The sequence below is a fragment of the Limnobacter olei genome, assembly GCF_029087225.1.
In the GTDB taxonomy this organism is placed as follows: domain Bacteria; phylum Pseudomonadota; class Gammaproteobacteria; order Burkholderiales; family Burkholderiaceae_B; genus Limnobacter; species Limnobacter olei.
The window spans coordinates 1-15,375 of the sequence record NZ_JARFJD010000038.1 but is presented as its reverse complement, the minus strand read 5'-3'; the positions used below and the strand labels follow the sequence as shown (position 1 = coordinate 15,375).

General features: G+C 51.8%; 12 protein-coding genes and 1 tRNA gene. All 13 read left to right on the top strand.

The window, feature by feature from the left end:
- Positions 1 to 82 (top strand): EF-Tu C-terminal domain-related protein (locus PY990_RS15715; protein WP_461786815.1); only part of this gene is annotated, 82 nt, incomplete at its 5' end.
- Between the two features lie 14 nt (positions 83 to 96).
- Positions 97 to 172, top strand: a tRNA-Trp gene (locus PY990_RS15710).
- Positions 143 to 613, top strand: coding sequence for a preprotein translocase subunit SecE (gene secE / locus PY990_RS15705; RefSeq protein ID WP_275272402.1), 471 nt, complete (start codon positions 143 to 145; stop codon positions 611 to 613). Before PY990_RS15710 ends, secE begins: the two co-directional genes overlap by 30 nt.
- Positions 613 to 1,146, top strand: coding sequence for a transcription termination/antitermination protein NusG (gene nusG / locus PY990_RS15700; RefSeq protein ID WP_008248014.1), 534 nt, complete (start codon positions 613 to 615; stop codon positions 1,144 to 1,146). The genes secE and nusG overlap by 1 nt, the downstream gene beginning before the upstream one ends.
- Positions 1,147 to 1,261: 115 nt before the next feature.
- Positions 1,262 to 1,693, top strand: a complete 432-nt coding sequence (gene rplK / locus PY990_RS15695; RefSeq protein ID WP_105028056.1) for a 50S ribosomal protein L11 — start codon at positions 1,262 to 1,264, stop codon at positions 1,691 to 1,693.
- Complete coding sequence (gene rplA, locus PY990_RS15690; RefSeq protein WP_105028057.1) at positions 1,694 to 2,392, top strand: 50S ribosomal protein L1; 699 nt, start codon at positions 1,694 to 1,696, stop codon at positions 2,390 to 2,392.
- Positions 2,393 to 2,604: 212 nt separating this feature from the next.
- Positions 2,605 to 3,135 (top strand): 50S ribosomal protein L10, encoded by a 531-nt coding sequence (gene rplJ, locus PY990_RS15685; RefSeq protein ID WP_105028058.1) that lies wholly within the window; start codon positions 2,605 to 2,607, stop codon positions 3,133 to 3,135.
- A gap of 47 nt (positions 3,136 to 3,182) precedes the next feature.
- Positions 3,183 to 3,560 (top strand): 50S ribosomal protein L7/L12, encoded by a 378-nt coding sequence (gene rplL / locus PY990_RS15680; protein ID WP_105028059.1) that lies wholly within the window; start codon positions 3,183 to 3,185, stop codon positions 3,558 to 3,560.
- 138 nt (positions 3,561 to 3,698) lie between these two features.
- Entirely contained in the window at positions 3,699 to 7,808 is a 4,110-nt protein-coding gene (gene rpoB, locus PY990_RS15675) for a DNA-directed RNA polymerase subunit beta (RefSeq protein ID WP_275272401.1), read from the top strand.
- 23 nt (positions 7,809 to 7,831) lie between these two features.
- Positions 7,832 to 12,061, top strand: coding sequence for a DNA-directed RNA polymerase subunit beta' (gene rpoC, locus PY990_RS15670; protein ID WP_105028061.1), 4,230 nt, complete (start codon positions 7,832 to 7,834; stop codon positions 12,059 to 12,061).
- A gap of 143 nt (positions 12,062 to 12,204) precedes the next feature.
- Entirely contained in the window at positions 12,205 to 12,591 is a 387-nt protein-coding gene (gene rpsL / locus PY990_RS15665; protein WP_105028062.1) for a 30S ribosomal protein S12, read from the top strand.
- Between the two features lie 138 nt (positions 12,592 to 12,729).
- Complete coding sequence (gene rpsG / locus PY990_RS15660; protein WP_008253357.1) at positions 12,730 to 13,200, top strand: 30S ribosomal protein S7; 471 nt, start codon at positions 12,730 to 12,732, stop codon at positions 13,198 to 13,200.
- 18 nt (positions 13,201 to 13,218) lie between these two features.
- Entirely contained in the window at positions 13,219 to 15,321 is a 2,103-nt protein-coding gene (fusA, locus tag PY990_RS15655) for an elongation factor G (RefSeq protein WP_275272400.1), read from the top strand.
- Positions 15,322 to 15,375 lie beyond the last annotated feature (54 nt).

The window sequence follows — 15,375 nt, the reverse complement described above, 5'->3', positions numbered from 1 at the left end:
GATGGAAGAAGGTCTGCGTTTTGCGATTCGCGAAGGTGGCCGTACAGTGGGTGCTGGCGTAGTTGCCAAAATCCCCAAGTAATATTCGAGTTTTTTAGGGCAATAGCTCAATTGGCAGAGCGTCGGTCTCCAAAACCGAAGGTTGTGGGTTCGATTCCCTCTTGCCCTGCCAAATTTGGTAGGACCGTCGCCGCTGAAGCGATTCAGCGGCGGCTTACATTTTAAGAATATGGCACAAAACGACATTCAAACAGTATCTACAGGGCAGGACAAGCTGATGCTTGTGCTGGCGATTGCCTTTGCAATCGGTGGCGCGGTGGCTTATCAGGTTTTGTCAGCAGAAGATTTCTTCATTCGCCTTGGCGTTGTCTTGTTGGGTGTTGTTCTGGCGATTGGCAGTTTTCTGCTATCTCAAACCGGCAAGCGGTTTGTGGGTTTCGCCAAAGATTCCGTAAACGAAGCCAGGCGTGTTGTTTGGCCCACCCGCAAAGAAGGGATGCAAATGACCGGTGTGGTTTTTGTGTTCGTGTTGATCATGTCGATCTATCTTCTTGTGGTGGATAAAACGCTTGAGTGGGTGTTCTACGATCTGATTTTAGGGTGGACAATATAATGTCAAAACGCTGGTACGTGGTGCACGCCTACTCGGGACTTGAGAAGAGTGTGCAGCGAGCACTGCAGGAGCGCATTGACCGTTCCGAGTTTTCGGACTTGTTTGGCCAAATCCTGGTTCCTTCTGAAGAAGTGGTTGAAATCAAGGGTGGTCAAAAATCGATTTCCGAGCGCCGTTTCTTCCCGGGTTATGTGTTGGTCGAAATGGAAATGACTGACGATTCTTGGCATTTGGTCAAAAACACCCCAAAAGTCACTGGTTTTGTGGGTGGTACGGGCAATCGCCCCACGCCGATTTCCCAGAAGGAAGTCGATAAAATCATGCAGCAAATGCAAGAGGGTGCAGAGAAGCCGCGTCCGAAAGTGTTGTATGAAGTGGGCGAAATGGTTCGTGTCAAAGAGGGCCCATTTGCCGATTTCAATGGCAACGTTGAAGAAATTAATTACGAGAAAAGCAAGCTTCGTGTGTCTGTCACCATTTTTGGTCGTGCTACACCCGTTGAGCTGGATTTTCATCAGGTCGAAAAAGTCTGATCTGAAGGTATTAAGCTTTCCCGCCGCCTGTATTTGATTGCTGACAGGGTGCACGGTAATTCAAGCAATAAGAGGAGCGGCTCAGCGCTGCGTTTGAACTCACGGAGAAATTTCAATGGCCAAGAAAATCATTGGCTTTATCAAGCTGCAAGTGCCGGCTGGTAAGGCAAACCCATCCCCACCCATCGGCCCAGCACTGGGTCAGCGTGGTCTGAACATCATGGAATTCTGTAAAGCATTCAATGCCCAAACACAGGGCATGGAACCAGGCTTGCCAATTCCAGTGGTGATTACCGCTTTCGCAGACAAGTCCTTCACGTTCATCATGAAGACGCCCCCTGCGACCGTGTTGATCAAAAAAGCAGCAAAAATCACGAAAGGTTCGCCCCGTCCCCATTTGGACAAGGTTGGCAAGATCACTCGTGAGCAAGCTGAAGAAATTGCAAAAACAAAAATGCCTGACCTGACCGCTGCTGACATGGATGCTGCTGTACGCACCATCGCTGGTTCAGCCCGCAGCATGGGCATTGTGGTGGAGGGTCTATAAATGGCTAAGTTGTCTAAACGCACTCAAGCATTGCGCGCAAAAATTGATCGCAATGCCGTATACCCTGTGGATCAGGCCTTGGGCCTGATCAAGGAAACTGCAACCGCAAAGTTTGATGAGTCTGTGGACGCAGCGATTCAGTTGGGCGTTGATGCACGTAAATCAGACCAAGTCGTTCGTGGTTCAGTGGTTCTGCCAGCTGGTACTGGTAAAACAGTACGTGTTGCTGTGTTTGCCCAAGGGGCCAAAGCAGAGGAAGCCAAGGCTGCCGGTGCTGACATCGTGGGCATGGACGATCTTGCCGCTGAAGTCAAAGCTGGCAACATGAACTTCGACGTCGTCATTGCTTCCCCTGATACCATGCGTATTGTGGGTACCTTGGGTCAAATCCTCGGCCCACGTGGCCTGATGCCAAACCCAAAGGTGGGTACCGTGACTCCTGATGTGGCTACAGCGGTTAAAAACGCCAAGGCAGGTCAAGTGCAGTTCCGTACCGACAAGGCTGGCATTATTCACTGCACAATTGGGCGTGCCTCTTTTGACGTTGAAAAGCTGAAGTCCAACCTGTCTGCCTTGCTGGACGCGTTGAACAAATCCAAGCCAGCATCGTCCAAGGGTGTGTACCTGAGAAAGATTGCCGTATCCAGCACCATGGGTGGTGGTGTACGCGTTGACCAAACATCCGTGTTGGGTCAATAAAGAACTTTGGGCTGTGGGTTCCTGATTCGTCAGGGCTCACAGGTTGTCAAAGACCGTTGGAAATTGAGGGCTTGTATTTTAGGCCTGATTTTTTAAAAAACCATCCAACCTAGATGGCGGTCCCGAGTAAAAGTAATGAATGTATGTTCAAAGCTTGATTTCGGTCGCCTGTTTTAAACAGTGCAATAAGCGCTTCTTTTTGGAGAAAGACCGTGGCATTGAATCGCCAAGAAAAAGCAGCAGTCATTGAAGAGATCACTGGTCAACTGGCCAGCGCTCAAGCAGTGGTTGTTGCTGAATATCGTGGTCTGTCTGTAGAAAGTGTGACGCAGCTCCGCAAGGATGCTCGTGCAGCAGGTGTTTATTTGCGTGTTCTGAAGAACACGTTGGCAAAGCGAGCCATTGCCGGTACAGCCTTCGAAGGCCTGTCCAGCAAAATGGCTGGCCCGCTGATTTACGGTATCAGTTCTGATCCTGTTGCAGCCGCCAAAGTGTTGGTCAATTTCGCGAAGACAAACGACAAGCTCGTTCTGACCGGCGGTGCGCTGCCCGGTCAGGTGATGGGTGTAGATGGTGTGAAGGCCCTGGCCACCATGCCAAGTCGTGATGAGCTTCTGTCGAAATTGCTGGGCACGATGCAAGCACCTATCGCGACATTCGTACGTACGCTCAACGAAGTACCTACGAAATTTGTTCGCGGTGTTGCTGCCGTTCGTGATCAGAAAGAATCGCAAGCTGCTTAACTTTTTTCAAGATAGCCGAATCAAACTTTTAACTGGAGAATACTCAAATGGCAACTAAAGCCGAAATCCTCGACGCCATCGCTGGCATGACCGTACTCGAACTGTCCGAACTGATCAAAGAAATGGAAGAGAAGTTTGGCGTTTCTGCCGCTGCTGCTGCTGTTGCAGTTGCTGCTGCTCCTGCCGCTGGTGGCGCTGCTGCCGCTGAAGAGAAGACAGAATTCGACGTAATTCTGACTGCTGCTGGCGAAAGCAAAGTAAACGTAATTAAGGTAGTTCGTGCTCTGACAGGTCTTGGCCTGAAAGAAGCGAAAGACCTGGTTGACGGCGCACCCAAAGCTGTTAAGGAAGGCGTTTCCAAAGCTGAAGCTGACGACGTGAAGAAGCAACTTGAAGAAGCTGGTGCAAAAGTCGACGTCAAGTAATGTCGGTTTTTGAATTGCCCGGGGGTTTTTGCCTCCGGGCTTTTTGCGCTTGAGAAAGCGATTACAAACTAGAGTGTGTTAAGCCATGTGTAGATCACATGCATATCGCTTAATCCGCTCGACATCAGGACAGAAAATATGTCTTACTCTGCCACCGAGAAAAAACGCATACGCAAAAGCTTTGCGAAACGGCCTCCAGTTTTGGATGTTCCGTATCTTCTCACCACTCAACTTGACTCTTACACCGACTTTCTCCAACTGGGCGTTCCGGTAGAGAAGCGCGCAGAACAAGGTCTACAGGCAGCATTTCAGTCTGTATTCCCGATTGTTTCGCACAACGGTTATGCTCGCCTCGAATTTGTGCAATATGCACTTGGCGAACCCGCTTTTGACGTCAAAGAATGTCAACAGCGTGGCCTGACCTTCTGCTCGCCGCTCCGCGCGCGCGTGCGACTGGTGCTTCTGGACCGCGAGGCCAGCAAGCCAACCGTGAAGGAAGTGAAGGAGCAGGAAGTGTACATGGGCGAATTGCCGCTCATGACGCAGAATGGCTCGTTCGTGATCAACGGAACCGAACGCGTTATCGTGTCTCAGTTGCACCGCTCACCAGGCGTGTTCTTTGAACACGACCGTGGTAAAACCCACAGCTCAGGCAAGTTGCTGTTCTCAGCCCGTATCATTCCTTATCGTGGCTCTTGGCTCGATTTCGAATTCGATCCCAAAGACATCCTGTATTTCCGTGTAGACCGTCGTCGCAAGATGCCAGTCACGATTTTGCTCAAAGCCATCGGCATGAACAATGAGCAAATCCTGTCTACTTTCTTTGAATTCGACCAGTTCGAAATCAAGTCCGAAGGTGCGTCCATGGACCTCGTGACCTCGCGTTTGAAAGGCGAAGTCGCAAAGTTTGACATCGTTGACAAAGCGGGCAAGGTTCTGGTTCAGAAAGACAAGCGCATCAACGCCAAGCACATTCGCGACATCGAAGCAGCGGGCTTGAAGAAGATTTCCGTGCCTGAAGACTTCCTGATTGGCCGCACTTTGGCCAAGAACATCGTTGACGCCAGCACCGGTGAAGTTGTGGCCTCTGCCAACGACGAAATCACTGAAGAGATCATGGGCAAGATCCGTGACGCGGGTGTGAAAGTGGTTGAAACCATCTTCACCAACGAACTCGATCATGGCGCTTATATTTCGCAAACCCTGCGTACCGACGAAACCGCAGATCAAACTGCTGCCCGCGTTGCAATTTACCGCATGATGCGTCCAGGCGAGCCGCCCACGGAAGAAGCGGTTGAAATGCTGTTCAACCGACTGTTCTACAGCGAAGACTCCTACGATTTGTCTCGTGTGGGTCGCATGAAATTCAACCGCCGTGTTGGCCGTCCCGAAGTGGAAGGCGCCATGGTGCTTCAAGACGACGACATCTTGGCCGTAATCAAGATTCTTGTTGACTTGCGCAACGGCAACGGCGAAATCGACGACATCGATCACTTGGGTAACCGCCGTGTTCGCTGTGTGGGTGAATTGGCCGAGAACCAGTTCCGTGCTGGTTTGGTGCGAGTTGAGCGTGCCGTGAAAGAGCGTTTGGGTCAGGCCGAAGCCGAGAACCTGATGCCGCACGACTTGATTAACTCCAAGCCTATTTCTGCCGCAATCAAGGAGTTCTTCGGTTCCTCCCAGTTGTCCCAGTTCATGGATCAAACCAACCCGCTGTCTGAAATCACGCACAAGCGTCGCGTTTCGGCCTTGGGCCCAGGTGGTTTGACCCGCGAACGCGCAGGCTTTGAAGTTCGTGACGTTCACACTACCCATTACGGCCGTGTGTGCCCGATCGAAACACCTGAAGGTCCGAACATTGGTCTGATCAACTCCATGGCGATGTTTGCTCGTTTGAACGAGTATGGCTTCCTGGAAACACCTTACCGCAAGGTTGAAGGTGGTGTTGTGTCCGATGAAATCGTTTACCTGTCAGCCATCGAAGAAGGCCGTTTCGTAATCGCTCAGGCGAACGCGGAGATCGACGAGAAGAAACGTCTGGTCGGTGATTTGGTTTCCTGTCGTGTGGCCGGTGAATTCGAATTGATGGATCCTTCCGGCGTGGAGCTGATGGACGTTGCACCAGGCCAGATCGTGTCTGTTGCCGCATCACTCATTCCATTCCTGGAACACGACGACGCGAACCGTGCCTTGATGGGCGCAAACATGCAGCGCCAAGCTGTGCCATGTCTGCGTCCTGAAAAGCCTTTTGCGGGTACTGGCATTGAGCGTACTGTGGCCGTTGACTCGGGTACCGTCATTGTTGCTGACCACGGCGGTGTTGTGGATTATGTCGATGCAAACCGCATCGTGATTCGTGTAAATGACAATGAAGTGGAATCGGGTTCAGTTGGTGTTGATATCTACAACCTGACCAAGTACACACGTTCCAACCAGAACACCAACATCAACCAGCGCCCCATCGTGAACAAGGGCGACATCATTGCCAAGGGCGATGTAATTGCTGACGGCGCGTCGACTGACCTGGGCGAACTGGCCTTGGGTCAGAACATGCTGGTTGCGTTCATGCCTTGGAACGGATACAACTTCGAAGATTCAATCTTGATCTCCGAGCGCGTAGTTGCAGAAGACCGCTACACCTCGATTCACATCGAAGAACTGTCAGTGGTTGCCCGTGACACCAAGCTGGGTTCCGAAGAAATCACACGTGATATTTCTAATCTGTCCGAAGCGCAACTGTCACGTCTGGATGAGTCAGGCATCGTGTACATCGGTGCTGAAGTTCAGGCTGGCGACGTCATGGTTGGTAAGGTCACGCCCAAAGGCGAAACCCAGCTGACACCTGAAGAAAAATTGCTGCGCGCGATTTTCGGTGAAAAAGCATCTGACGTGAAAGACACCTCCCTGCGCGTGCCTTCCGGCATGACAGGCACCGTGATTGACGTCCAGGTGTTCACACGCGAAGGTATTGTGCGTGACAAGCGCGCCCAGTCCATCATCGATGACGAACTGAAGCGCTATCGCCTCGACCTGAACGACCAGATGCGTATTGTTGAAGCTGATGCATTTAGCCGTATCGAGCGTTTCCTTGTTGGCAAAGTGGCCAATGGTGGTCCAGCCAAGCTGGCCAAGGGCACAAAGATCACGACTGAATACTTGAAAGAAGTGGATCACCATCACTGGTTCGACATTCGTTTGGCGGAAGAAGAAGCAGCTGGTCAACTCGAAACACTTAAGAAGTCCATTGAAGACAAGCGTCACCAGTTTGATCTGGCATTTGAAGAAAAGCGCAAGAAATTGACGCAAGGCGACGAACTGCCACCAGGCGTTTTGAAAATGGTCAAGGTGTACCTGGCAGTCAAGCGTCGCTTGCAGCCAGGTGACAAAATGGCTGGCCGTCACGGTAACAAGGGTGTGGTCTCCAAGATCGTTCCAGTGGAAGACTTGCCACACATGGCCGATGGTCGTCCCGTGGACATCGTATTGAACCCCTTGGGTGTTCCTTCACGGATGAACGTGGGTCAAATTCTGGAAACCCACTTGGGTTGGGCTGCAAAGGGTATTGGCGATCGCATCAATGAAATGCTGCGTGAACAGAATGCCGTAGCTCGTCTGCGTGAATACCTTCACAAGGTGTACAACGGCACAGGTACCACTGTTGATCTCGATTCCCTGACTGATCAGGAAATCATCAATATGGGCAAGAACCTGACCAAGGGCATGCCTTTCGCCACGCCCGTGTTTGACGGTGCGAATGAAGAAGACATTCTTGAAATGCTTCGTTTGGCTTACCCAGACGAAGACCCACGCATGCAGGCTTTGGGCTTTAACGAGTCCAAAACTCAAGTGACCCTCTATGACGGTCGCACTGGTGATGCATTCGACCGCAAGGTCACGGTTGGCTACAAGCACGTGCTGAAACTGCACCACTTGGTTGACGACAAAATGCACGCCCGTTCAACCGGACCATACTCTCTGGTCACGCAGCAGCCACTAGGCGGTAAAGCCCAGTTTGGTGGTCAGCGCTTCGGTGAGATGGAAGTGTGGGCGTTGGAAGCATATGGCGCATCGTACGTGCTGCAGGAAATGTTGACTGTGAAGTCAGATGACGTGAATGGTCGTACGAAGGTGTATGAGAATTTGGTCAAAGGTGATCACACGATCGATGCCGGTATGCCGGAATCTTTCAACGTACTCGTGAAAGAAATCCGCTCACTCGGTATTGATATTGATCTGGACCGTAATTGATCGGTCGCGACGGAGGTATTTAAATGAAAGCTTTATTAGATCTGTTTAAACAGGTCCAGCAAGACGAGCAGTTCGACGCAATCAAGATTGCGATCGCATCGCCCGACAAAATCCGTTCGTGGTCTTTCGGTGAAGTTAAAAAGCCAGAAACCATCAACTACCGCACCTTTAAGCCCGAGCGCGATGGTCTGTTTTGTGCCAAGATTTTTGGCCCAATCAAAGACTATGAATGCTTGTGCGGCAAGTACAAACGCCTGAAGCACCGTGGTGTTATCTGCGAAAAGTGCGGTGTTGAAGTCACCCTGGCCAAAGTGCGCCGTGAGCGCATGGGTCACATCGACTTGGCCTCGCCCGTTGCGCACATCTGGTTCCTGAAGTCACTGCCATCCCGTTTGGGCATGGTGCTGGACATGACCCTGCGGGACATCGAACGCGTGTTGTACTTCGAAGGTTTCGTGGTTGTTGAGCCCGGTATGACGCCGCTGAAACGCGCGCAGTTATTGACCGAAGAAGATTACCTCGCCAAGCAGGAAGAGTACGGTGATGACTTCGTCGCGTTCATGGGTGCTGAAGGCATCAAGGAACTGCTGAAGTCTATCGATATCGATCGCGAAGTCACCACACTGCGCGACGAGTTGGGTACCACCAATTCCGAAGCCAAGATCAAGAAAATCGCCAAGCGCCTTAAAGTGCTGGAAGGTTTCCAAAAGTCTGGCATCAAGCCCGAGTGGATGATTCTGGAAGTACTACCCGTGCTTCCACCCGAATTGCGTCCATTGGTTCCGCTGGATGGCGGCCGCTTTGCGACATCCGACCTGAACGATCTGTACCGTCGCGTGATCAACCGCAACAACCGCTTGAAGCGTTTGCTGGAACTGAATGCCCCTGACATCATCGTGCGCAATGAAAAGCGCATGTTGCAGGAAGCCGTTGACTCATTGCTCGACAACGGTCGTCGCGGCAAGGCCATGACTGGTGCCAACAAGCGCCCATTGAAATCATTGGCCGACATGATCAAGGGCAAGGGCGGTCGTTTCCGTCAAAACTTGCTTGGCAAGCGCGTGGACTATTCCGGTCGTTCCGTGATCGTAGTAGGTCCACAGCTAAAACTGCACCAGTGTGGTTTGCCCAAGCTGATGGCGCTCGAATTGTTCAAGCCTTTCATTTTCAACCGCTTGGAAGTGATGGGCATTGCGACCACCATCAAGCAAGCCAAGAAGTTTGTTGAAAACCAGGAACCCATCGTATGGGATATTCTGGAAGAAGTGATTCGCGAGCATCCGGTCATGTTGAACCGTGCGCCAACACTTCACCGCTTGGGTATTCAGGCCTTCGAGCCCGTGTTGATTGAAGGCAAGGCCATTCAATTGCACCCGCTGGTTTGCGCTGCGTTTAACGCCGACTTTGACGGTGACCAAATGGCGGTTCACGTGCCTTTGTCTCTGGAAGCCCAGATCGAAGCACGTACGCTGATGCTGGCCTCCAACAACGTATTGTTCCCGGCCAACGGCGATCCTTCTATTGTTCCTTCACAAGACATCGTGTTGGGTCTGTATTACACCACCCGTGACCGGGTGAATGGTCGCAATGAAGGCATCATGTTCTCCGACGTCAGCGAGGCAAACCGCGCTTACGACAACAAAGAAGTTGAACTGGCCACTCGCGTGACTGTTCGCATCACCGAATACGATGTGAACAAGGAAACTGGTGAAAAAACATCCAAGCGCACGCGTTATGAAACAACGGTAGGTCGTGCCTTGCTGTCTGAAATTCTGCCTCCAGGTCTGCCTTTCTCCTTCATTGATCGTCCTTTGAAGAAGAAAGAAATTTCCCGCTTGATCAACGCGTCTTTCCGTCGCTGTGGTCTGCGTGAAACCGTGATTTTTGCAGACAAGCTGATGCAGTTTGGTTTCCGCATGGCGACCCGTGGCGGCATTTCGATTGCGATGGGCGACATGGTAGTTCCGGCCCAGAAGCAGGTCATCATCGCTGCCGCTGAAGCCGAAGTGAAAGAAATCCAATCCCAGTACACATCCGGTCTGGTGACTCAGGGTGAGCGTTACAACAAGGTTGTTGATATCTGGGGCCGAGCAGGCGACCAGGTGGGCAAGGCCATGATGGAACAGCTGGCCACCGAGCCTGTAATTGACCGCAACGGAAATGAAGTTCGTCAGGAGTCGTTCAACGCGATTTACATGATGGCCGACTCCGGTGCCCGTGGTTCTGCTGCGCAGATCCGTCAGTTGGCAGGTATGCGTGGTCTGATGGCCAAGCCAGACGGCTCAATCATTGAAACACCGATCATCGCGAACTTCCGCGAAGGTCTGAACGTGTTGCAGTACTTCATTTCAACACACGGCGCTCGTAAAGGCTTGGCCGACACGGCCTTGAAAACCGCGAACTCCGGTTACCTCACGCGTCGTCTTGTTGATGTGACTCAAGACTTGGTCGTGGTGGAAGACGATTGTGGTACTTCCAACGGCGTGGCCATGAAAGCCCTGGTTGAAGGTGGTGAAGTCATTGAAGCATTGCGCGATCGTATTTTGGGTCGGGTTGTGGTGTCTGATGTGGTTAATCCCGAAACCCAGGAAACTGTGTTTGAAGTGGGCAAGTTGCTAGACGAAGACGCGGTTGAGTTGATCGATCACTTGGGTATCGACGAAGTGCGTGTGCGCACGCCGCTGTCTTGCGAGACACGTTACGGTCTGTGTGCCAAGTGTTACGGCCGTGACTTGGGCCGCGGCTATCTGGTCAACAACGGTGAGGCTGTTGGTGTTATTGCAGCGCAGTCCATCGGCGAGCCAGGTACACAGTTGACCATGCGTACGTTCCACATTGGTGGTGCTGCGTCACGTGCTGCGGTAGTGTCCAGTATTGAGGCCAAATCAAACGGCGTAATCCGTTTCACTGCCACCATGCGTTATGTGACCAACGGCAAGGGCGAGCAAATCGTGATTTCCCGCTCTGGCGAAGTGCTGATCACTGACGACTTTGGCCGCGAGCGTGAGCGTCACAAGGTACCTTACGGTGCCACATTGGCCGTGCTGGATGGTAACCAGGTCAAAGCTGGCGCGATGTTGGCAACCTGGGATCCTTTGACTCGCCCAATCGTGACCGAATACGCCGGTAAAATCCGCTTCGAGAATATCGAAGAGGGTGCAACCGTAGCCAAGCAGATCGACGATGTGACCGGTTTGTCTACCCTGGTTGTTATTGATGCGAAGCGTCGTACGGCCGGTAGCAAGGGAGAGCGCCCACAGGTGAAGTTGATCGACCCGCAGGGCAACGAAGTCAAGATCGCTGGTTCTGATCATTCTGTAAACATCAGCTTCCCGGTTGGTGCCTTGATTACAGTGCGCGACAACCAAGATGTGTCTGTGGGTGAAGTTTTGGCGCGTATTCCCCAGGAAAGCCAAAAAACTCGAGACATTACCGGTGGTCTGCCGCGCGTGGCTGAGCTGTTTGAAGCCCGTTCGCCCAAAGATGCCGGCATGTTGGCCGAAGTCACGGGTACGGTTTCTTTCGGTAAAGACACGAAGGGCAAGCAGCGTCTGGTCATTACCGACCTTGACGGTGTGTCTCACGAGTTCTTGATTCCCAAGGACAAGCACGTGCTGGTGCATGACGGTCAGGTGGTCAACAAAGGCGAATCCATTGTGGATGGCCCAGCCGATCCGCATGATATTTTGCGTTTGTTGGGTATTGAGGCCCTGGCTCGCTACATCGTTGATGAAGTTCAGGACGTTTATCGTTTGCAAGGCGTTAAGATTAACGACAAACACATCGAAGTGATCGTCCGACAAATGTTGCGTCGCGTCATTGTGGATGATCCCGGCGAAACAGGTTTCATCCCAGGCGAGCAAGTTGAGCGCTCTGAACTGTTGGATGCAAACGACAAAATGCGCAGTGAAAACAAGCGTGAAGCAACTTACCAAAATATTTTGCTGGGTATTACCAAAGCGTCCTTGTCGACCGATTCGTTCATCTCGGCTGCTTCCTTCCAGGAAACAACCCGTGTACTGACCGAAGCCGCCATCATGGGCAAGCGCGACGAATTGCGTGGTCTGAAAGAGAACGTGATTGTAGGTCGCTTGATCCCGGCTGGTACCGGTATGGCCTTCCACAAGGCTCGCAAGGACAAAGAAGGGCGCGAAGCAGAAGAGTTGCGCCTGATGGAAGCCGAACATGATCCTCGCGCACAAGCCGAGGCCCTGTTCAATCTGCCAGCCTCTGAGGGTTCTGACGAAGCCTAAGTTGTTGACAGAAATATGAAAGGTGATAGTAAAACATCACCTTGTTCATTGACCCGCGCTTGTGTTTTGGAATACAATCGCGGGCTAAATTGGCTGCGGGCACGCCCGTAGCCCTTTTGTTTTTTTTAACCGGAACTGGAACTATGCCAACCATTAATCAGCTAGTGCGTAAACCACGCACCAGTGTGACCATGAAGAGCAAAAGCCCCGCGCTTGAGGATTGCCCTCAAAAGCGTGGCGTGTGTACTCGTGTTTACACAACAACTCCAAAAAAACCAAACTCTGCGCTGCGTAAAGTGGCCAAAGTTCGCCTGACCAACGGCTTCGAAGTGATCTCCTACATCGGTGGTGAAGGCCACAACCTGCAGGAACACTCAGTGGTGTTGATCCGTGGCGGTCGTGTGAAAGACTTGCCTGGTGTGCGTTATCACATCGTGCGTGGCTCACTTGACTTGCAAGGCGTTAAGGATCGTAAGCAAGCTCGTTCCAAGTATGGTTCGAAGCGTCCAAAAGCTGCCAAGGCCAAGTAATTGGGCTAAGCAATAAGGCCAAGTGATTTTTTACACTGGTCGATTTAAAACCGCATTCCGTGCGGCACACATTTGGTGTGTCGAGTAAGCAGATGCATAAGTGGGATTGCCCACGCTGAAGATAAAGGAATAGTCAAGATGCCACGTCGTCGCGAAGTGCAGCGCAGAGAAGTGCTGCCAGATCCAAAGTTTCAAAGCACAGAAGTAGCCAAATTCATGAACGTCATCATGTTGTCTGGCAAGAAAGCTGTTGCCGAACGCATTATTTACGGTGCTTTTGACAGCATCTCAACGAAAGCTGGTAAAGACCCACTCGAGGTGTTCAACGCCGCGATCAACAACGTAAAGCCAGTTGTTGAAGTGAAGTCTCGCCGCGTCGGTGGTGCGAACTACCAAGTTCCGGTGGAAGTTCGTCCCTCACGTCGTTTGGCTCTGGCCATGCGTTGGGTGCGTGAAGCAGCCAAGAAGCGTAGCGAAAAGTCCATGGACCTTCGCCTGGCAGGTGAGCTGCTCGAAGCAGCCGAAGGTCGCGGTGGTGCGATGAAGAAGCGTGATGAAGTGCACCGCATGGCTGAAGCCAACAAAGCCTTCTCGCATTTCCGATTCTAAATTTAACTGGAGTAGCAAATGGCTCGTAAGACGCCCATTGAGCGATATCGTAACATTGGTATTTCCGCGCACATCGATGCCGGAAAAACCACCACGACTGAACGTATTCTGTTTTACACAGGCGTAAGTCACAAGATTGGTGAAGTGCACGACGGTGCGGCCACTATGGACTGGATGGAGCAGGAACAAGAGCGTGGTATTACTATCACTTCTGCTGCCACAACTTGCTTCTGGAAAGGAATGGACAATTCCTACGAAGAGCACCGGTTCAACATCATCGACACCCCTGGGCACGTTGACTTCACCATTGAAGTTGAACGTTCCATGCGTGTTCTCGACGGCGCTTGCATGGTTTATTGTGCGGTTGGCGGTGTTCAGCCTCAATCTGAAACCGTGTGGCGTCAAGCCAACAAATACAAAGTGCCTCGCTTAGCCTTTGTGAACAAGATGGACCGCACCGGTGCCAACTTCTTCAAGGTGGTTGAACAAATGCGTCTGCGTTTGCGCGCAAACCCAGTGCCCATCGTGATTCCTATCGGCTCGGAAGAAAAATTCCAAGGCGTGGTTGACCTGATCAAGATGAAGGCTATCTATTGGGATGAAGCATCTCAGGGCATGAAGTTTGATTACCGTGAAATCCCAGCCGAATTGAAAGCCGAGGCTGACAAGTGGCGCGAGCAAATGGTGGAAGCTGCTGCTGAAGCCTCTGAAGAGCTGATGAACAAATACCTTGAAGAAGGTAGCTTGTCAGAAGCAGAAATTATCTTCGGTATTCGCACGCGTACTATTTCGACTGAGATTCAGCCGATGCTGTGTGGTACAGCGTTTAAAAACAAAGGCGTTCAGCGTATGCTGGATGCGGTCATTGATTTCCTGCCCTCACCAGTGGATATTCCGCCAGTGTCCGGTACGGATGAAGATGAAGAGCCGATTGTTCGTCATGCCAATGACGAGGAAAAATTGTCTGCTTTGGCATTCAAGTTGATGACCGATCCATTCGTGGGTCAGTTGACTTTCGTTCGTGTGTACTCCGGTGTGCTGAACAAGGGTGACTCTGTATACAACCCAGTGCGTGGCAAGAAAGAGCGTATCGGCCGTATCGTTCAGATGCATGCCAACAACCGTCAGGAAGTCGAAGAAATTCGCGCTGGCGACATCGCGGCATGCGTGGGCTTGAAAGATGTGACTACGGGTGAAACCCTTTGTGATCCTTCTGCAATTATTACTCTGGAACGCATGGTGTTCCCAGAGCCAGTGATTGCGCAGGCTGTAGAGCCAAAAACCAAGACCGATCAGGAAAAAATGGGTATCGCCTTGGGTCGTTTGGCGGCTGAAGATCCTTCGTTCCGTGTTCGCACCGACGAAGAGTCTGGTCAAACAATCATTGCCGGTATGGGTGAATTGCACCTCGAGATTATCGTGGATCGCATGAAGCGCGAGTTTGGTGTAGAGGCCAACGTGGGCAAGCCACAGGTTGCCTACCGCGAAACCATCCGCAACACCGTCAAGGAAGTTGAAGGCAAGTTTGTTCGTCAGTCGGGTGGTCGTGGTCAATATGGTCACGTGGTTTTGCGCGTTGAGCCGAACGAGGCTGGCAAGGGCTTTGAATTCCTGGATGAAATCAAGGGTGGTGTTGTTCCTCGCGAGTATATTCCTGCTGTACAGAAGGGTATCGAGGAATCACTGAGCAATGGTGTGTTGGCTGGCTACCCGGTTGTTGACGTGAAAGTGGCATTGCACTTCGGTTCGTACCACGACGTTGACTCCAACGAAACGGCGTTTAAAATCGCTGCCTCCATGGGTTTCAAGGAAGGTATGCGCCGCGCAAGTCCTGTGCTGCTTGAGCCAATGATGGCTGTTGAAGTGGAGTCACCAGAAGATTACGCCGGTACTGTGATGGGCGATTTGTCCTCACGTCGCGGTGTAGTTCAGGGTATGGATGACATTCCTGGTGGTGGCAAGGCAATCAAGGCTGAAGTTCCCCTGGCTGAAATGTTTGGTTATTCCACTACATTGCGTTCCCTGACACAGGGCCGCGCAACGTACAGCATGGAATTCAAGCACTACAGCGAAGCTCCCAAAAACGTTGCTGACGCTGTTATTAGCGCCCGCGCCAAATAATTGAAATTAAAGAACTGAAAAGAGGTATTTGCAATGGCAAAAGAAAAGTTTGAG

Excerpts from the sequence above, each read along its gene's own strand:
- rplK (WP_105028056.1), top strand. The coding sequence starts at position 1,262 with ATGGCCAAGAAAATCATTGGCTTTATCAAGCTGCAAGTGCCGGCTGGT.
- nusG (WP_008248014.1), top strand. The coding sequence starts at position 613 with ATGTCAAAACGCTGGTACGTGGTGCACGCCTACTCGGGACTTGAGAAG.
- rpoC (WP_105028061.1), top strand. The coding sequence starts at position 7,832 with ATGAAAGCTTTATTAGATCTGTTTAAACAGGTCCAGCAAGACGAGCAG.
- fusA (WP_275272400.1), top strand. The coding sequence starts at position 13,219 with ATGGCTCGTAAGACGCCCATTGAGCGATATCGTAACATTGGTATTTCC.
- rpsL (WP_105028062.1), top strand. The coding sequence starts at position 12,205 with ATGCCAACCATTAATCAGCTAGTGCGTAAACCACGCACCAGTGTGACC.
- rplL (WP_105028059.1), top strand. The coding sequence starts at position 3,183 with ATGGCAACTAAAGCCGAAATCCTCGACGCCATCGCTGGCATGACCGTA.
- rpoB (WP_275272401.1), top strand. The coding sequence starts at position 3,699 with ATGTCTTACTCTGCCACCGAGAAAAAACGCATACGCAAAAGCTTTGCG.
- rplA (WP_105028057.1), top strand. The coding sequence starts at position 1,694 with ATGGCTAAGTTGTCTAAACGCACTCAAGCATTGCGCGCAAAAATTGAT.
- rpsG (WP_008253357.1), top strand. The coding sequence starts at position 12,730 with ATGCCACGTCGTCGCGAAGTGCAGCGCAGAGAAGTGCTGCCAGATCCA.